This window comes from Streptomyces sp. NPDC107575 (genome assembly GCF_055657265.1).
Genome location: NZ_JBVKBG010000002.1, coordinates 299,301 through 316,962, shown reverse-complemented (window position 1 = coordinate 316,962; position 17,662 = coordinate 299,301). Strand labels below are relative to the sequence as shown.

The 17,662-nt window shown below is 72.5% G+C and carries 12 protein-coding genes and 1 pseudogene; 4 read left to right on the top strand and 9 right to left on the bottom strand.

What is annotated here, in order from left to right; genetic code table 11:
- Positions 1-30 precede the first annotated feature (30 nt).
- From ACZ7L4_RS08145 to erm, 3 genes and pseudogenes are all read right to left on the bottom strand, one after another.
- Positions 31-1,086 carry a CDP-alcohol phosphatidyltransferase family protein gene (locus ACZ7L4_RS08145; RefSeq protein ID WP_472100778.1) on the bottom strand — a complete coding sequence of 352 codons (1,056 nt, stop codon included), beginning with the start codon at positions 1,084-1,086 and terminating at the stop codon, positions 31-33.
- A gap of 193 nt (positions 1,087-1,279) precedes the next feature.
- Positions 1,280-2,531 (bottom strand): annotated as a pseudogene (mgt, locus tag ACZ7L4_RS08140) (macrolide-inactivating glycosyltransferase).
- Between the two features lie 4 nt (positions 2,532-2,535).
- Positions 2,536-3,318 carry an ErmE/ErmH/ErmO/ErmR family 23S rRNA (adenine(2058)-N(6))-methyltransferase gene (gene erm, locus ACZ7L4_RS08135; protein WP_472100777.1) on the bottom strand — a complete coding sequence of 261 codons (783 nt, stop codon included), beginning with the start codon at positions 3,316-3,318 and terminating at the stop codon, positions 2,536-2,538.
- A gap of 332 nt (positions 3,319-3,650) precedes the next feature.
- Between erm and ACZ7L4_RS08130 the strand changes: the two genes are divergently transcribed.
- On the top strand, positions 3,651-4,559 hold the full coding sequence (locus ACZ7L4_RS08130) for a phosphotransferase enzyme family protein (protein ID WP_472100776.1): 909 nt from the start codon (positions 3,651-3,653) through the stop codon (positions 4,557-4,559).
- Positions 4,560-4,582: 23 nt separating this feature from the next.
- On the opposite strand, the gene ACZ7L4_RS08125 is transcribed toward ACZ7L4_RS08130, so the two are convergent.
- The 4 genes from ACZ7L4_RS08125 to ACZ7L4_RS08110 all read right to left on the bottom strand — a co-directional run bounded on the left by ACZ7L4_RS08125 (position 4,583) and on the right by ACZ7L4_RS08110 (position 8,952).
- Positions 4,583-5,308: an exonuclease domain-containing protein gene (locus ACZ7L4_RS08125; RefSeq protein WP_472100774.1), complete on the bottom strand. Its 726-nt coding sequence runs from the start codon at positions 5,306-5,308 to the stop codon at positions 4,583-4,585.
- Positions 5,309-5,407: 99 nt separating this feature from the next.
- Positions 5,408-6,676, bottom strand: coding sequence for an SAV2148 family HEPN domain-containing protein (locus ACZ7L4_RS08120; RefSeq protein ID WP_472100772.1), 1,269 nt, complete (start codon positions 6,674-6,676; stop codon positions 5,408-5,410).
- Between the two features lie 130 nt (positions 6,677-6,806).
- Positions 6,807-8,126 (bottom strand): copper amine oxidase, encoded by a 1,320-nt coding sequence (locus ACZ7L4_RS08115; protein WP_472100771.1) that lies wholly within the window; start codon positions 8,124-8,126, stop codon positions 6,807-6,809.
- A 40-nt stretch (positions 8,127-8,166) separates the two neighbouring features.
- Complete coding sequence (locus ACZ7L4_RS08110) at positions 8,167-8,952, bottom strand: Tat pathway signal sequence domain protein (RefSeq protein WP_472100769.1); 786 nt, start codon at positions 8,950-8,952, stop codon at positions 8,167-8,169.
- Between the two features lie 160 nt (positions 8,953-9,112).
- Here ACZ7L4_RS08110 and glgX point away from each other — a divergent pair, with 160 nt between their 5' ends.
- Positions 9,113-11,230 carry a glycogen debranching protein GlgX gene (gene glgX / locus ACZ7L4_RS08105; protein ID WP_472100768.1) on the top strand — a complete coding sequence of 706 codons (2,118 nt, stop codon included), beginning with the start codon at positions 9,113-9,115 and terminating at the stop codon, positions 11,228-11,230.
- Here glgX and ACZ7L4_RS08100 read toward each other — a convergent pair.
- Positions 11,205-12,467 (bottom strand): MFS transporter, encoded by a 1,263-nt coding sequence (locus ACZ7L4_RS08100; RefSeq protein ID WP_472100766.1) that lies wholly within the window; start codon positions 12,465-12,467, stop codon positions 11,205-11,207. The two genes, glgX and ACZ7L4_RS08100, sit on opposite strands and share 26 nt — an antisense overlap.
- 99 nt (positions 12,468-12,566) lie before the next feature.
- Between ACZ7L4_RS08100 and treY the strand changes: the two genes are divergently transcribed.
- Positions 12,567-15,011, top strand: coding sequence for a malto-oligosyltrehalose synthase (gene treY, locus ACZ7L4_RS08095; RefSeq protein WP_472101956.1), 2,445 nt, complete (start codon positions 12,567-12,569; stop codon positions 15,009-15,011).
- Here the strand turns inward: treY and ACZ7L4_RS08090 are convergent.
- A complete protein-coding gene (locus ACZ7L4_RS08090; RefSeq protein ID WP_472100764.1) occupies positions 14,971-16,221 on the bottom strand; it encodes a cytochrome P450 in 1,251 nt (416 codons plus the stop codon). The genes treY and ACZ7L4_RS08090 overlap by 41 nt on opposite strands.
- A gap of 189 nt (positions 16,222-16,410) precedes the next feature.
- Here ACZ7L4_RS08090 and ACZ7L4_RS08085 point away from each other — a divergent pair, with 189 nt between their 5' ends.
- Complete coding sequence (locus ACZ7L4_RS08085; protein WP_472100762.1) at positions 16,411-17,652, top strand: M14 family zinc carboxypeptidase; 1,242 nt, start codon at positions 16,411-16,413, stop codon at positions 17,650-17,652.
- Positions 17,653-17,662: the final 10 nt, after the last annotated feature.

Below are 17,662 nucleotides of genomic sequence, written 5' to 3'. Positions count from 1 at the left end.
GACCGCCCCACGGCCTGTTCACCGTCCGCGTCACGCGACGGTGGACAGGCCCTTCTCGCTCTCCTCGTACAGGGCGCCCTGCTCCGCGGCCTCCCGCTCGGCGGCGTCCTTCTCGAAGGCCTCCAGCGTGCGGCCGAAGTCGCGCGTGGACAGCAACAGCTTGTAGACGATGGCGAGTTCGAAGACGAGCAGCAGCACACCGGCCGCGACGGTCGCCCCGATCACCTGGTCGAGCAGCGGCCCGATGATGAAGACGGCCATCTGGAACTCGATGCCACTCACCAGGTGCGTACGGATCCGGTGGCGCAGCAGGAAGGACCGGAAACGCAGATAGACCGGGAAGCGGCTGCGGAACTCCTGGTGCAGGTCGACGACCTTGGGACGCGGCGCGGGCTCCAGCGCGTCGTCCTGCTCCGGGGCCGTGCCGTCGTCGGCGGCGACGGCCTCGGCGGCGGCCTCGGCGGCGGCCGCCCCGTTCAGGTCCTGCTCGATGTCCGCGGACGGGTTGGCCCGCAGCAGGTCCTCCATGAACGCGACGCGCTCCGCGTTCTGCGCGCGGCGGGCCGCCCGCATCCGGGTCTTGATCTGCTTGCGCATCGTGTGCCGGGTCTTGAAGATCTCCAGCGAGTTGATGTAGCGCAGCCCGTCGAGGAAGACGACGGCCACGGCGAGCCAGATGTAGATCAGGTCGCCGGTGCGCTGGAACTGGCCGCCCATCAGCGCCACGGCGCAGGCCATGACGCGGACGCGGTCGAAGATGTAGTCGAGCCAGGCGCCGAACACGGAGCCCTGCCCGGTCAGCCGGGCGACCTTGCCGTCCATGCAGTCGAGCACGAAGCTCAGGTGGTAGACGATCGCCCCGGCGATCAGCCAGCGCCAGTCCCCCATCGCGAAACAGCCGGCCGCGCCGAGCCCCAGGATCAGCGCGCCCCAGGTGATCTGGTTCGGAGTGATGCGCGTCCAGCGCGCCGTGACCCGGACGAGAGGTGTCGCGATCGGGTCGACCAGCAGCACGGTCCACCACGCGTCGCGCTTCTTCTGCGTGATGCGCCGCACTTCGGGCAACGACGGTATGTCTCGGGGCATGAGGCGCGCCAGCTTTCCTTGTTCAAAAGTAGGTTCACCTCACCGTAAGAATCCGTTCTGAATAAGTTCAAGAACGTACGAACGCAACCTTTACCGGGGGGTATCGGTCGTACATCGCAGGCGAGTCGAATTCGTTATCTCTTACGCACACGCTTTTCACGGAACGGCGGAACCGTTCCGTGAAGAATCGCGTCTACAGCGCCGCCTCGATGAGATCGGCCGCCTGCCGTGTGCCGCCTTCCGTGGCCATGTCCCGCTGAACCGCGGCAAGACGGCGCGCCACCTCCGGGTCGTCGACGAGCGCGAGGACCGCCTCCCGCAGCGTCTGCGCGGTGGCCTCCTCCATCGGTACGTGCCGGGCGACACCGAGCCCCTGGAGCATGTCGGCGTTTCCGAACTGGTCGACGGCCTGCGGCACGGCGACCATCGGCGTCGCGGTGGCCAGGCCCTCCTGGCTGCCGCCCGCCCCGGCGTGCGTGATGAAGGCGTCGGCCTTCTTGAGGATCGCCAGCTGCGGTACCCACTGCCGCACCTCGACGTTGCCGGGAACCTCCCCGAGGTCCTCGGCGGTGACATGCCTGCCGACCTGCAGCACGACGTGCCAGCCGGGCAGATCACCGAACGCCTTCACACACTCCCGGTAGAAATCGGGCTGCTTGGTGAACGACGAGCCGAGCGAGACCAGGAGGACGCGCTCGGCGTCGGCGGGGCGCTCCCAGTCGCCCTGCGCGGAACGATCGCCCTGGCACGCGCCGACGAAGGTGTTCTTCTTCTCGTCGACCCGGTCGGCATTCGGCTGGAGCGCCTTCGGAATGAGCACGAGCGTGCGCTCGTAGCTGCCCCAGAATTCGTCGGCGCTCTTCGGTACGCCGGACTCCTTGAGCCATGCGTCGAACTTCTCGAAGTAGGCCTTGCCGCGCGGCGTCTGCCGGGGCTCCTCCCACATCGGCTTCGCGACCTCCTCCTCGTACCCCTCCCAGGCGACGAGGTTCGGCGAGAGCGTCACCGCGGGCACACCCCAGCGGTGGGCGAGGACGCCCGCCGGGTACGAGGTGATGTCGTGGATGACGAGGTCGGGGACGCCGGCCCCGCCCTCGCCCTCGTAGGCCTCGATGAGCTGCGGGAGGACCTGGATCGCCTCGTCGAGGAACGGCTCCACGTTGTCGAGCAGTGTCGTCCCCCACGCCTCCGGGTCGTCGTCGGGGCCGGGGAGCGTGGTGCGGTAGAGGACCGGCTCGGCACCGGTCTCGGCGATCTTCTCCTCGAACAGGTGCGGGATCGCGTACGTGACGCGGTGCCCACGGGCGACGAGCTCCCGGATCACTTCGAGACTCGGGTTCACGTGCCCGTGGGCGGCGATGGAGAACATGGCGATGTGGGCACGTTTGCCGTGGTTCGGGTTCGTCATGCCCCCCACCGTAAGCGAGACGAGACGTCTCGTGCAACCGATTATCGCGTCAGGACCTCCGAGAGCCGCAGCCACTGCTCCGGCGCCGCCTCCCCGACGAGGGCGCCGGGCCGGATGCCCGCCTCGCGCAGGGCCGCGTCGACCCGGCGGCGCGGGTGGGCGCGGCGCAAGGAGGCGTGCAGGCTGCCGCCGACGCCGGAGAAGCCGAGCGTCACGAGCCGTTCGTACGCGGGGTACTCGGCCCGCGTGATCAGGGGCCTCGCGCGGCGGTCGATACGGAGCACGCCCGCGTCGACCCGCGGGGCCGGGCGGAACGCGCCGCGCGGCACCCGGCCGAGCAGCCGCCACTCGAATTGCGGCCAGGTCAGGACGGTGCGGCGGGTCCAACTCCCGTAGTCGCCCGTGCGTTTGCGGGCGTACTCGAGCTGGGTGAGCAGCACGGCGCGGGTCAGCGCGTCGGCGCGCAGGCACCAGTCCACGACGTCCGCCGTCCGCGAGAACGGCACGTTCCCTGCGACGGCGAACGGGGTCCTGGGCGGCCGCACCGCGAGAAAGTCCGCGTGCTGTACGCGCACGTGGGCCTGCGCGGCGAACCGCTCGCGCAGCTTCGCGACGAGCCGCTCGTCGATCTCGTACGCGACGAGGTCCGCGGCGCGACGGGCGAGCGGCGCGGTCAACGCGCCGCTGCCCGCGCCCACTTCGAGCAGGAGCGGGGTCGGGTCGGGTGTCGCCAGCCGTGCGAAACGGCGCGCGGCGGCGCGGTCGGCGAGAAAGTTCTGCGAAAGGGCACGCGAACGCGACGTGCCGGTGGAGCGGGAGGCCATGGCCTGCGGTCCTGTCATCCGTACGGAAAAAGGGCGGATGAAGGCGCCGACCGGGACCGCGATCAGTCGCGCACGCTCTCGCGCACGCGGTTCGCCGCGTCGGAACCGGTCAGAGCGCCGGGCCGACGCGCAGCCGAACGGCGTGCGCGCAGCCCAGAACCTGGCGGGTCACCGAGACGGCCATCATGGCTGCGCTGCACATGCCCCACATGCTGGCCGGGCCCCCGCGCACTCGTCCACCGGTTTTCCGCTCACCGGCCGCGGTGCGCCCCGGCCCGGGTGCGAGACTGGGCCTCCTACCAGGTGAGACGCGGGATCGCGGGAGGCACAGCATGGACGAGGCACGGGCACGGGACGTGCTGGCGCGGGCGGACGTCGTGGACGGCGCCGCCGGGGCGGCGGGTGCCACGGGTGCCGCGGGCGCGGCGGAGCTGCTCGCGCTCGGCGAGAACGCGGTGTTCGCCGCGGGCGACCTCGTCGTCAAGATCGGCCGGGGCATCGAGCACGGCGGCACCGAACTCCTCGACCGCGCCCGCCGCGAGGTCGCCATCGCCTCCTACCTCGCCGCGCACGACGTCCCCGCGGTGCGCGCCGCGAAGGACGAGGCGCTCGTCGTGGACGGGCACCCGGTGACCGTGTGGCACCGGATCCCGGCGGCCGTCCGCCCGGCCGAGCCGCGCGATCTGGCGGAGCTGCTCCGGCTCGTGCACGCGCTGCCCGCGCCGACCGGTTTCGAGCTGCCGCGCCGTGAACTGCTCGGCGGGGTCGAGCGCTGGCTGCGGCTCGCGGGCGACGCGATCGACCCGGCCGACGCGGACTATCTGCGCGAGCGGCGGGACGGGTTCGCGGCCACCGCCGCGGCGCTGATCCCGCACCTGCCGCCCGGGCCGATCCACGGCGACGCCCTGCCGCGCAATGTGCACATCGGTCCCGAGGGCCCCGTCCTCGTCGACCTCGAGACGTTCTCCTCCGATCTGCGGGAGCACGATCTGGTCGTGATGGCCCTGTCGCGGGACCGGTACGGGCTGCCGGCCGAGGCGTACGACGGGTTCGTGTCCGCGTACGGCTGGGACGTACGCGAATGGGAGGGCTGCGCGGTGCTGCGCGGCGCGCGGGAGACGGCGTCCTGCGCGTGGGTCTCGCAGCACGCGCCCACCAACCCGAAGGCGCTGGCGGAGTTCCGGCGTCGGGTGGCCTCGCTGCGGGACGGGGCCCCGGAGGTTCGCTGGTACCCGTTCTGAACGGTCCCGCCCGGCGCCGCGCGTTACGGGGCGGCCGGTGTGTCGAGCGCCCGCATCGGCCACACAGTGTCCACCACCGCGTCCGGATTGCCCTTCCGGCGCAGGAAGTTCTGGAAGTCGGCCGCCGACTCCGCGTACCACTCCACCTGTCTGCGATGCAGCTCGGCCGCGCCGAGCTGGGCGACCTTCGCGTGCCGCTCGCCTATCGCGCGGGCGAGCAGCGCCGCGGCCAGGGCGTCCGCCGACGCGTCGTGCGCGGCGTCGAGCGGGACGCCGTACTCGGTGCAGACCGCTTCGAGGTTGCGCTTGCCCCTTCGGTAGCGGTCGACGGTGCGGTCGATCGTGTAGGGGTCGACGACCGGTCCCGGCTCGGCGCCCGCGAGGCGCTCGCGCAGCGACGGCAGCCCGTGCCGGGCGAGCTCGGCGGAGAGCAGGGTGAGGTCGAACGTCGCGTTGTAGGCGACCACCGGGACGCCCGTGCGCCAGTAGCCCACGAGGATCTCGGCGAGGGCGTCGGCGACCCGGTCGGCCGGCTCGCCCTCGGCGGCCGCCCGTTCATTGGTGACACCGTGCACCGCGATGGCCTCTTCGGGGATCGGCACTCCGGGGTCGGCCAGCCATTGCCGGTGGCCGAGGACCGCGCCGTCCTTCACCTCTATGACGGCGGCGGTGACGATGCGTGCCTCGCACGGATCGGTGCCGGTCGTCTCCAGGTCGAAGCCGATCATCAGCTCGCGGTGCCAGCCCATGGCAGCCCCCTTCTCGTGGTGCGTTCCCCCAGTGACCACCACCTTCGCACGCCCCACTGACAATCGGCCCCGGCGCCCGTACCGGCCGGCCGGGGCCCGCTACGACACCGGCCGCGCGTCCGCCCAGGCCTGCTCGAATTCGTCGCGGTAGGTCACGAAAAGCCCGTTCTCCCCCGTGTCCGAGGACGCGCTCGCCTTGACGACGCGGCCCCCGCCGCGCAGCACGAGGACCGGTGCCTCCATCCCGCGCGTCCTGCGCAGGTACGTCTGGACGACCGCGATGCCGTCCGAGCCGTCGCCGTCGACGAGGTAGGCGTTGAAGCGGGGCGTCTCGTCGAAGACCCGGATCTCGAACGCGCCGGGGTCCTTGAGCCGGGCCCTGACCCGCCGCATGTGCAGGATGTTCATCTCGACGGAACGGCTCAACTCGCCCCTTTTGAGCCCCAGCTCCCTTTCGCGCCGTTTGACCGCGCTGGAGGCCGGGTTGAGGAAGAGGAGCCGTATCCGGCAGCCCGACTCGGCGAGGCGGACCAGGCGGCGCCCCGAGAAGTTCTGCGCGAGCAGGTTGAGGCCTATGCCGACGGCGTCCAGGCGCCGCGCCCCGCCGAAGAGGTCCTCCGCCGGGAACTGGCGCAGCAGCCTGACCCGGTCCGGGTGCACGCCCACCACGTCCGCGTACCGGTCGCCGACCAGGTCCTCGACGGCGTCGACGGGCAGCCGGCGGGCCGAGGGGACGTCCGAGCCCGCGCCGAGTATGTCCAGGAGGCGTCCTGAAGCGCGCTCGGCCTGGGCGAGGACCGCCTCCGAGAGGGCACGGTTGCGGGAGACCACGTTGCGCGTGACCTCCAGCTCGTCCAGGGCGAGCTCGACGTCGCGGCGGTCGTCGAAGTACGGCTCGAAGCACGGCCAGTGCTGCACCATCAGCTCGCGCAACTGCGGCAGGGTCAGGAACGACAGCACGTTGTCGTCGGCCGGGTCGAGGAGATAGCCCTTGCGGCGGCTGACCTCGCGCACGGCGACGGCCCGCTGCACCCACTCCTGGCCCGCGGGCCCCGCCGCCGCGACCACCCAGTCCTCGCCGTGCACGGGCGCGTAGACGGGGCGGAGCACGGCGGCGACGACGGCGCGCAGCCGCTGCTCCACCAGGTTCAGCCAGATGTAGGCCCGCCCCGCGCGCTGCGCGCGCGTACGGACCTCGCTCCAGGCGTCGGCGCCCCAGTCCAGCTCCGGTCCGATCTGGGACGCGACGTCCATGGGCCTGGCCAGCGACACCGCTCCGGGCGGGATCTCCGTGGAGGCTGCCTCCTGGCTGTCCTGGCCCTCGTGACCGTCGTCACCAGGGGGCAGCTCCAGCCCACCCGAGCTCACCCGCTCCGCACCGCCTTCCGCTCCCCCGCGTCTGTCGTGCCCGAACCTGTGGGGCACGGCCCCCAGCAACGATCAAGGAAGGGTACTCCGGGAGCGGGCGGCGATGCAGCCGGATGCGGCCGCTGGTTTCTCAACTGCCGTTTCTGGGAACCCCGTTCTGCCCCGCCAGGTCGGCCGGAGTGAGCGGATTCATAGCGGTCACGTCCCTGGGGGCCAGTGAAAAGCCCTGCCAGTGCACCGGCATGGGCTGCTGGTCCTCGTCACGGGCGATGTGGTGGAACCCGATGTTGACCCAGGTGATCGGGTGCTTGAGCGTCTGACCGTTCACCCACTTGTTGACGCTGGTGCCACCGCAGTTCGCCGCCGGGTTGTCGCTCGCGTACTGCTCGCACTTCTTGTACTCGGTGAAGTAGACGTCGTGCTTGGTGAAGGCACGCCCGGGGAAGCGGTTGGAGCGGCCGGGCACGAACTCGTACGACCTGGGGTGGTTGTCCTTGTTCTTGCCCGCGGTGGAGACCACGCGCCACCACCGCATGTCCTTGACGTCGCCCGCGAGTTCCTTGGTGACGGGCGTGCGGGTCGTCTTCGTGGTGGGCGAGCCGTCGCCGTTCGGCGGGGTCACCTTGGAGTCGTACTGCTCGACCTTGGCCTTGGGCGAGCCGTCCAGGCCGAAGTTGAGCCGCCAGAAGACGTTGTGGCTGTGGCTCTCGGCGTAGGCGCTCGCGCCCTTGCCGATGGGCCAGCCCTTGCCGTCGGTGCCGTCGTAGTCGTACGGGGAGAGGCTGCCGGTGGCGCCCACGTTGGAGGTGATGGTGCCGTCGGAGGCGAAGCGCCACTCGGTGATGTACTCGTACCAGGACGCCTTGTTGACCGAGTAGACGAGCAGGTCCTTGCCCTGGGCGCTGTAGACCTTGCCGCTGCCGCCGGTCGAGTAGTCGTCACTGAGCCGGTACGCGTGCCCGCGCGCACGCGTGGTGGTGCACAGCCCCTTCACGTTGCCCATGTCGGGGACCTTGACGGTCTTGATGGTGCCGCCGGGGCATTCGTTCGGCTTCAGGTTCTGCAGGGCCTGCCCGAAGTCGGTGCCGGTGACGTCGTCGTACTCGGCCTCCCCGTCGTCGTAGGGGACGTGGACCTGGGCGAGCCGGGCGCTGGTCAGGACCTTGATCGGCTGGGCCTCACCCTTGGGCTGGTAGCTGACGTCGTCGAGGACGAGTCCGGACAGCGTGTTGTAGTGCCAGCACATGCGCCAGGTGGTGCCGCCGTCGAGGGTCTGCTCGATGCGGTACGCGTCCGAGCAGGCGGGCGCGGCGGCCTCGGGCGCGCGCGGCGGGGCGGCGGTGGCGGCGGGTGCGGTGGCGAAGAGGCCGGCGAGCAGCGCGGTGACCGCGAGACCCGTGACCGCGAACGCGGGCCTCTTGCGGGCGCGCGGAACTCTGTTGACGTGCATACGGAAGCGCTCCTTCATGGAGGAGAGGTCGGCGAGGTCCTCAGCCGAGGCGGGAGACGGTGCGGGCGCTCAGGTCGACGACGAGGGCGCGGGTGTCGACCCACGGCCCGTTGACGACCTTGGTGATGACGCGCAGGCAGCGGTGCTCTCCGCACTCCTTGAGACCCGCGGGGACGTCCGCGACGGTCTTCTTGCGGAACACCATGCCGCTCAGCTGCAGTTGGTCGGGCTTCGTGAGCTGCTTGCCGGTGGCGTCCTTGTAGTCGCCCTTGAGGTCGGCGCCGAGCGGCTCCGCGATCAACAGCTGGGCGGCCTCGGTCAGTTCGTCCTGGCTGGGCGGTGGCTGCACGCCCTGGTCGGTCCTGCTGTCCTCGACCTTCCCCGTGTCGAGGTTCACCGTCTTCGTGACGACGGAGTCGCTCTTGTAGTCGTAGTACACGACGTCGGCGCGCCGCTGGTCGGCGGCTGCGGCACTGAGGCCGGGGTCGACCTCCGTCAGGTTCGTCGACAGGTGCTGCGGGCCGCGGTCGCCCTCCACGTCCCGCGCGTCCATCCGCAGGGCGTTCCCCGCCGTCGCCAGCTTCTCGGCGCGCTCCGTCTCGGCGTCCGTGAGCGGATCGCGCCCCACCCCCTTCTCGTCCTCGGCGGGCGCGGGCTCCACGGTGCCCTCCGGGGCCACCGCGTCCCGCTGTGCGGTCCCCGCCCTGGTCATGTCGCTCCCGCCGGAATCCGGCAGGGTCACCCCCACGGCGACGGCGCCACCCGCGACCGCGAGCGCCACCACCGCCATCAGCTTCCCGAGATGGCGTCTTGCAGTAGTGCGCACATCTTCCCCCAACTCCCCCGGCCGCCCCGGTCGAGGGCATGCCGGTCCGACATGGTCGTCGTGTTAGAGCCTTCCAACTCCCGTGTGGTTGCCTCACTTTCGGGCAGAGAGTGTCCGATGTCGCCCGGACGGCCGGGCGGGAACTGGAAGAGTCGTCAGCATGCAGGTCTGGCCTGGACAGGCGTATCCACTGGGTGCCTCGTACGACGGCGCCGGAACGAACTTCGCGGTCTTCTCGGAGGCCGCCGACCGTATCGAGCTGTGTCTGTTGCACGACGACGGCTCGGAGACCGCGGTGGAGCTGCGGGAGGCCGACGCCTTCGTGCGGCACGCCTATCTGCCGGGGATCATGCCGGGACAGCGCTACGGCTACCGGGCGCACGGCCCGTACGAGCCGGCGCGCGGACTGCGCTGCAACTCGGCGAAGCTGCTGCTCGACCCGTACGCGCGCGCCATCAGCGGGCGCATCGACTGGAACGAGTCGGTGTACGGCTATCCGTTCGACGCACCGGACGAGCGCAACGACCTGGACTCGGCGCCGCACACGATGGCGTCGGTGGTGGTCAATCCGTACTTCGACTGGGGCGACGACCGGCTGCCGCGCACGGAGTACCACGAGACGGTGCTCTACGAGGCGCATGTGAAGGGCCTGACGATGCGGCACCCTTCGCTCCCCGACGACCTGCGCGGCACGTACGCGGCGCTGGCGCATCCCGCGGTCATCGACCACCTCACGGAACTGGGCGTCACCGCACTGGAGTTGATGCCGGTGCACCAGTTCGTGAACGACCACCGGCTGGTCGAGATGGGGCTGAACAACTACTGGGGCTACAACACGATCGGCTTCTTCGCCCCGCACAACACCTATGCGTCGTGGGGCGACCGCGGCGAGCAGGTCCTGGAGTTCAAGTCCGCGGTGCGGGCGCTGCACCAGGCGGGCATCGAGGTCATCCTGGACGTGGTCTACAACCACACGGCCGAGGGCAACCATCTGGGCCCGACGCTCTCCTACAAGGGCCTCGACAATCCGTCCTACTACCGGCTGACCGACGATCCGCGCTACTACATGGACACCACGGGGACCGGGAACTCGCTGCTGATGCGGTCCCCGCACGTACTCCAGATGATCATGGATTCGCTGCGGTACTGGGTCGAGGAGATGCACGTCGACGGGTTCCGCTTCGACCTGGCCGCCACCCTGGCCCGGCAGTTCCACGAGGTGGACCGCCTGTCGTCGTTCTTCGACCTGGTCCAGCAGGACCCGGTGGTCTCCCGCGTGAAGCTGATCGCGGAGCCCTGGGACGTCGGCGAGGGCGGCTACCAGGTGGGCAATTTCCCGCCCCTGTGGACCGAGTGGAACGGCAAGTACCGCGACACCGTACGGGACTTGTGGCGCGGGGAGCCGCGCACGCTCGCCGAGTTCGCGGGCCGGCTGACCGGCTCCTCCGACCTCTACCAGGACGACGGCCGCCGACCGCTGGCCTCGATCAACTTCGTGACCTGCCACGACGGTTTCACCCTGCGCGACCTGGTGTCGTACAACGACAAGCACAACGACGCCAACGGGGAGGGCAACCGCGACGGCGAGAGCCACAACCGGTCGTGGAACTGCGGCGCCGAGGGCGAGACGGACGACCAGGCGGTGCTCGACCTGCGGGACCGCCAAATGCGCAACTTCATCGCTACGTTGATGCTGTCCCAGGGCGTCCCGATGCTCAGCCACGGCGACGAGTTCGGACGCACCCAGGGCGGCAACAACAACGCCTACTGCCAGGACAACGAGCTGGCGTGGGTGCGCTGGGCCGATCCCGACGCCGCGCCGGATCCGTTCCTGGAGTTCACGCGCGCGATGGTGCGGCTGCGCAGCGGCCACCCGGTGTTCCGCAGGCGGCGCTTCTTCCACGGCCGCCCGGTCGAGGGCACGCACGACGACCTGTCGGACATCTCGTGGTTCACGCCGGAGGGCGAGGAGATGACGCAGCAGGACTGGGGGGCGGCGCAGGCGCGCGCCCTGTCCGTGTTCCTCAACGGCAACGCGATCTCGGAGCCGGGCGCGCGCGGCGAGCGCATCCAGGACGACTCGTTCCTGCTGCTGTTCAACGCCGCGCCGGAGCCCACGGACTTCGTGGTGCCGGTCGACCACGGGCGGCAGTGGCAGGCCGTCGTCGACACGGCGCTGCCGGAGGGCCTCGCGGCGGGCGAGGGGCAGAAGGTGCAGGCGGGCGACGGCATCACGGTCCAGGGCCGCAGCCTCATGGTGCTGCAACGGCCGGCGTAGCCGCCGCGCCGGGCGCCTGGAGGGGCCGTACGCGCAGCGCGACGAGGAAGGCGGCCCCGGCGGCCAGGCTGCCCACCGCGAAGGCGGCAGCGGCCCCGTGGGCCTCGGCGAGACGGCCCGCCACGGCGAGCGTGACGGCCTGTCCGCCGACGAACGCGCTCACGGCGGCCGTCATGCCCTCGCCGAGCCGTTCGCGCGGCATGGCCTGTTCGGTGAGCCCGAAGCCGGTGATCAGGTTCGGGGCGAACAGGGCCCCGAAGACGGTCACCGCGACGTACAGGACCGCCATGGAGTGCGTGACGAGGAGCGGGAGCGACAGGACGGCGGCGGCCGCGGTGGCGACGCGCCAGCGGGCCCGCAGCGTGAACCGGGCGGGCACCGCCGCCATGGCCAGGCCGACGACGGCGCTCATGACGCCCATCGCGGCGTAGACGAGGCCCGCCTGCTCGCCGTGGCCCAACTCCTCGGTGAGCGCGGTGATCCCGGCGCCGCAGCCGCCGAGCAGGATGCCCAGGAGGACGAGCCCGGCGCGCACCACATGGACCTGGCGCGGCAGCCGGGGCCGGTCCGCACGCGCGCGTGGTCGCGTGGGCGCCGGGGCGGGCGGCACCGCCGTGGCCGTCGGGTGCAGCGCGAACGCGGTGCCGCAGACCGCGACCAGGAGAGCGGCCGCGCCGAACGCGTAGGCGGGGTGCGCCACCACGGAGGCGATCCCGATGAGCGTGGGTCCGAGGACGAAGCTGAGCTCGTCCATGGTGGACTCCAGGGACAGCACGGCGTTCACCACCCGCTCGTCGCCGCCCTCACGGCGCACGAGCGCGACGCCGCGGGCACGCGCGAGGGGACCGATGCCGGGGACGGTGGCGCCCGCGAGGACGCCGAGCGCGATCAGCGCCGCCGTCGGCAGGCCCGCGAGGGCGGCCAGCGTGTACGCGGCGATCGCGACCCCGTTGAGCAGCGCGAAGGCGAGGACGACGGGCCGCTGGCCGCGCCGGTCCGCGAGCCGCCCGCCGAACGGCCCCATGGCCACCTGGCCGAGCGCGAGGGCGCAGGCGACGACGCCTCCGGTGGCGAGGGAGCCGCTGGTGCGGGTCACCAGGAGGACGCTGCCGAACTGGATCACCGCGACCGGCAGCCGCCCGAGGAACGACACGACGGGCAGCGGGCGGCCCGTCGCCGCGAGCACCCTTCGGTAGGCGTCGAGCGTGCCACCGGCCTTGTTGGATGTACCAGGCATCGTCCGAAGCTAACGAGGCAAACGCGTGCGCACGCATGCGGCGATGACACGAAAGGCGGCGGTGCGGGTACGTAGGTTCGCATGACACCTCAAGCCCCGATGCCGCCCGTGATTCCGGCGCCGGCGACGCCCACGGCGACGTACCGGATTCAGCTGCAACCGGACTTCGGGTTCGCCGACGCCGCGGCGGCGGTCCCGTATCTGGCCTCCCTGGGGGTCTCGCATCTGCATCTGTCGCCGGTCCTGGAGGCGGTGCCGGGGTCCACGCACGGCTACGACGTGGTGGACCACGCGCGCGTACGCGGCGAGCTGGGCGGCGAGGAAGGCCTGCGGGACCTCGCGCGGACGGCGCGCGGGCACGGCCTCGGCCTGATCGTGGACCTCGTGCCCAACCACATGGCGGCGTCCGTGTCGCACAACCGGGCGCTGCGCGAGGTGCTGCGCGAAGGCCCCTCGTCCCCGTATGCGCGCTGGTTTGACATCGACTGGGAGGCGCAGGGCGGCCGGGCGCTGCTGCCGGTCCTCGGCCACCAGGTGGGTGAGGAACTGCCGCACCTGAAGGTGGACGGCGACGTACTGCGTTACTACGAGCACGCGTTTCCGCTGCGCGAGGGCACGGCGCACCTGCCGCTCCCCCAGTTGCTCGACGCCCAGTGGTACCGCCTCGCGTGGTGGCGTCTGGCCCGCACCGAACTCAACTACCGGCGTTTCTTCACGATCTCGGACCTGATCGCCGTACGGGTGGAGGACCCGGAGGTCTTCGAGGCGACGCACGGAAAGATCCTGCAGTTGCTGCGCGAGGGTGTCGTCGACGGGCTGCGGATCGACCATCCGGACGGACTCGCCGACCCGGGCGCCTACTTGGAGCGGCTGAGCGGGGCGACGGGCGGCCGGTGGACCGTCGTGGAGAAGATCCTGGAGGACGAGGAGCGGCTGCCCGCCGCGTGGCCGGTGGCCGGCACCACCGGGTACGACGCGCTGCGGCACATCGACGGGCTGTTCACCGACCCGGCGGGGGCCGACGAACTCCTGGGCCTGTTCCGCCGGTTCACCGGGGCGGCCGAGGACCTGGGCGGGCACTGGCCCGCGACCGTGCGGCGCGCCGCGCACCACGTCGTCACGCACGAACTGGCCACCGAGGTGGACCGGCTGACGCGCCGGGCCGCCGCGCTGTGCGCCGCGGATCCGGAGCTGCGCGACCACGCCCCCTGGGCGCTGCGTACGGCGCTGTGCGAGCTTCTCGTACGGGTTCCGGTGTACCGGCCCTACGCGACCGGTGGCGCGCCCCCTGAGACGGTCCTGACGGCTTCCGCGGCCCGCGAGGCGAAGGCCGTCTTCACCGTGCCCGAGGAGGCCCGCGCGGTCGACGCCGTACGGGAGTTGGCGCTGGGCCGGCGCGGGTCCGACCCCGCGCACTCGGCGTTCCGCGCGCGGTTCGCGCAGACCGCGTCGGCGCTGCGCGCCAAGTCGGTGGAGGACACGGCGTTCTACCGCTTCACGCCGCTCCTGTCGGCACTGGAGGTGGGCGGCTCGCCCGGCAGCCCCGCGGTGTCCGTGGCGGCCTTCCACGCGTACTGCGCGCGCGTGCAGCGCGACTGGCCCCACACGGCGACGGCCCTGTCGACGCACGACACCAAACGCAGCGCCGACGTCCGGGCCGGCATCGGCGTCCTGACTCAGTGCCCCCAGCAGTGGGAGACGCTCCTCGCGCGGGTCACCGCGCGAGGCGGCGGCGCGAGCGCGCCCGACCCGCAGCTGGCCTGGGCCGCCTGGCAGACCGTGGCCGGGCTCGGCCCGGCGGAACCGGCGCGGCTGCGGCGCGCCATGCTCAAGCACGCGCGCGAGGCGGGCCTGTTCACGACCTGGACGGAACAGAACACGGAGTACGAAAGCGCGGTGGAGGACTTCGTCGCGTCGGGGCCGTGCGGCCCGCCCGGCAACGAGGTGCTGCGCTTCATGGACGGCCTCGAACCCCACGTGCGCGCGAACGTCCTGGGCGCCGCCCTCGTCCACCTCACGATGCCGGGCGTGCCCGACCTCTACCAGGGCACGGAGCACGAGTACCGCGCCCTGGTGGACCCGGACAACCGGGCGCCCGCCCGGCTCGGCGCCGAGGAGCACGGCACCAAGGCCGAACTCACCAGGTGCGCGCTGCGCCTGCGCCGCGCGCGCCCCGAGTGGTTCGGCGGCGCGGGCAGCTACGAACCGCTGTCCGCCGAGGGCCCCGGCGAGGCGCACTGTGTCGCTTTCGCACGCTCCGCGCGCGTGGTCGTGGCGGCGACCCGGCTCTCCTTGCGGCTCGCCGACGCCGGCGGATGGCGCTCGACACGGCTCGCGCTCCCCGAGGGCGAATGGGTCGACCTGCTCACCCCACAGCAGCGATTCAGCGGGCACGCGCGCGTGGCGGCGCTCTTCGAGCATCTCCCTGTGGCGCTCCTCGTCCGCGCCGACGAGGACGGGGGCGGGGACGGTGAAGGGGGCGGGGACGAGGCCCTGCGAGCCCTCATCGCAGACGTACGTGGAGAGCCGACGGAGAGCGGGTGAGCAGGCCCTCGTAGGCGGGCCTGAAGCCCGGCGCCCAGGTCATCGACGGCAGCGCCGCCAGCAGGGCGCGCAGGCCCGCCTCCGCGGTGAGACGCGCCAGCTGGACGCCCGGGCAGCGGTGCCGCCCGGTGCCGTGGGCCAATTGCCCGGGGGCCGCGCGGAACAGGTCGTAGCGGTCGGGGTCGGGGAACCGGGCCGCGTCCCTGCCCGCCGCCCCCACCAGGCACGCGACGGCGGCGCCCGCCGGTATCGTGCCGCCGCTCACCGGGACCGGCGCGAGGGCCCGGCGCAGGACGACGTGCGCGGCGGGGTCGCGGCGCAGCGACTCGGCCCAGGCGGCGCCGACGAGTTCGGGGCGGGCCCGCACCAGCGCCAGCTGCTCGGGGTGGTCGAGCAGGTTGGCGAGGAGCGCGGCGAGGGCCCGGTCGGTGGCGTCCCCGCCCGCGCCGAGGAGCGTCGCCGCGAGCCCGCAGACCGTGTCGTCGGACAGTGGCCGCCCGCCGTCCCGCGCGGCGCACAGGGCGCTCAGGAGGTCGTCCGTCGGATGCGCGCGGCGGCGGGCGATCTGCGGGCGCAGGAAGGCGTCCAGGGCCTCCGGGGCGCCGCCCAGGTGCGTGAGCCCCGCGCGGCACAGCGCGGCGACGTGGGCGGTGCCCTGGTAGGGCAGGCCCAGCGCGCGGACGGCGGTCGCGGCGGGCAGCCAGTGGCAGAACTCCTCGACCAGGTCGGCCTCGTGGCGCCCGACGAGGCGGCGCGCGAGGACGTAGGCGGTGCGTTCGACGCTCTCCTTCAGAGCGGCCAGCGCACGCCCCTGGAGGGCGGGGGCGAGCAGCGCCCGCTGGGCGGCGTGCGTGTCCGCTTCCAAGTGGGCGAAGGTGCGGCCGGGCGGCGGGGCGACGAGGCGGGGGTCGGCGAGCGCCGCGCGCACGTCGGTGTAGCGGCTGAGGAGCCATGCGCCGAAGGGTTCGTCAAGGTGCAGCGGGTGGGCGGAGCGCAGGGTCCGGTACAGCGGGAACGGGTCCCGGACGGTCCGCGGCGCCACGAGGCTCGGCAGCGGCGTCGCGGCACCCGCGCGCGGGTAATAGCCCGATGCGTCGGGATACGAGACCGGTCCGGAAGGGCACAGCACGGCGGGACTCCACTCTGCACCGGGGCGCGCACCGGTCGCTGCGCGCGGCTCTTCCCAGCGCACCACCGAGGCCTTCGTCACGCAGCCTCCGTTCCACCGTGCGAGTGACAGCGGTGACTCAGGGTGACGTACGGGTCTGACCTGCGCGGGGCCGCGGTGGCGTGAACTCTCCCCCTGCCGAGCGGCCCGGGGCCGCTGGACAGGCCTCCTTGACACATGGAGCGGAGCATGGGGTACTGCGGATTGCTGACGCCGGGAGCACCAACGGGGGTGAGTCACCTGACGGAGCAGCGGTACCCCACCTCGGCCGAGTTGGTCCAGTCAGCGCGGGAGCTGGCGTCTCACCGACCTGACCTGTGTCGTCTGCGCCAGGTCGGAACGTCGCGTGGGGGACGCCCCCTGCATCTGCTCTCCGTCGGGCACGACCGGCGCGCCGTCCTGATCGTCGCGGGGGCGCACGCCAACGAACCCACGGGCGGCCCCACGGCGCTGCACCTGGCCGAAAAGGCGCTCTTCGACCGGGAGTTGCGGACCGACAGGTCCTGGCACTTCCTGCTGTGCGCGGACCCGGACGGCGCGGCGCTGCACAACGCCCCCGAGCCGCACTCGCTGCTCGACTACCACCGGGGCTTCTTCAGGCCCACGGGCGCGGAGCAGCCCGAGTGGTCGCCGTCCGTGCTGCCCCCGGACCGGCTCCCTCCGGAGACGAGGACGCTGGTCGGCGTGATCGACGAGGTGCGGCCCTACCTCCAGGTGTCGCTGCACGGCACCGAACTGGGCGGCAGCTGGGTGCAGTTGACGCGGGACATACCGGGGCTCGCCGAGCCCTTCGCCAAGTCGGCCGCCGAGCTGCACATACCGGTGGAGACCGGGGCGTCGGACGCGGCGGGCTGGCCGACGTCGGGGCGCGGCGTCCATGTGATGCCGGACCTGGACGCGCAGGCCGCGTTCCCGAGCCTGCCCGACGACGCGCGCCTGTCGACGTGGCACCACGCGCACCGCTACGGCGGCTCCACGGCGATCGTGGAGGTCCCGATGTGGGCCAGCGACCTGGTGGACGACCCGGCCCCGCACCCCGCGCCCGAGCGGGCGCTGCGGCGGCTGTCGGCCCGGCTCAGCCGCGACACCCGGCTCGTGGAGGAGATCCTCGCGGAGGCCATGCCCCGGCTCCCGAACACCGAAGGGCCGCTGCTGGGCGCGGCCTGCTGGGCGCTGAGCCTGGTGCCGGGGCTCGCGGACGACTGGGTCCAACCGCCGCCGCCCGGCGCCACGATGGCGTACATCGGCAGCATCGACGCGTTCGCGCGGCGGCTTCCGCTGCGGGCCGCGGCGATGCTCCTGCGGGTCCTGGAGGAGGCCGGGGACCTGGCGGCGCCCCGGCTCGACTCCCTCGTCACACGGTGGTGCGAGGCCTACGCCGAGCGGTTCGGGGCGCGGTGGGTGCCGGTGGCCCACCAGATCGAGCACCAGGCGCGGACGACGGTGGCGGCGGTGCGGCACGCGCGCGGGTGAGCAGGCGCCG

Bases quoted from the DNA above. Each gene is read 5' to 3' on its own strand.
- ACZ7L4_RS08130 (WP_472100776.1), top strand. From the start codon at position 3,651: ATGGACGAGGCACGGGCACGGGACGTGCTGGCGCGGGCGGACGTCGTG.
- ACZ7L4_RS08115 (WP_472100771.1), bottom strand. From the start codon at position 8,126: ATGCACGTCAACAGAGTTCCGCGCGCCCGCAAGAGGCCCGCGTTCGCG.
- treY (WP_472101956.1), top strand. From the start codon at position 12,567: ATGCCGCCCGTGATTCCGGCGCCGGCGACGCCCACGGCGACGTACCGG.
- ACZ7L4_RS08125 (WP_472100774.1), bottom strand. From the start codon at position 5,308: ATGGGCTGGCACCGCGAGCTGATGATCGGCTTCGACCTGGAGACGACC.
- erm (WP_472100777.1), bottom strand. From the start codon at position 3,318: ATGGCCTCCCGCTCCACCGGCACGTCGCGTTCGCGTGCCCTTTCGCAG.
- ACZ7L4_RS08100 (WP_472100766.1), bottom strand. From the start codon at position 12,467: ATGCCTGGTACATCCAACAAGGCCGGTGGCACGCTCGACGCCTACCGA.
- ACZ7L4_RS08145 (WP_472100778.1), bottom strand. From the start codon at position 1,086: ATGCCCCGAGACATACCGTCGTTGCCCGAAGTGCGGCGCATCACGCAG.
- glgX (WP_472100768.1), top strand. From the start codon at position 9,113: ATGCAGGTCTGGCCTGGACAGGCGTATCCACTGGGTGCCTCGTACGAC.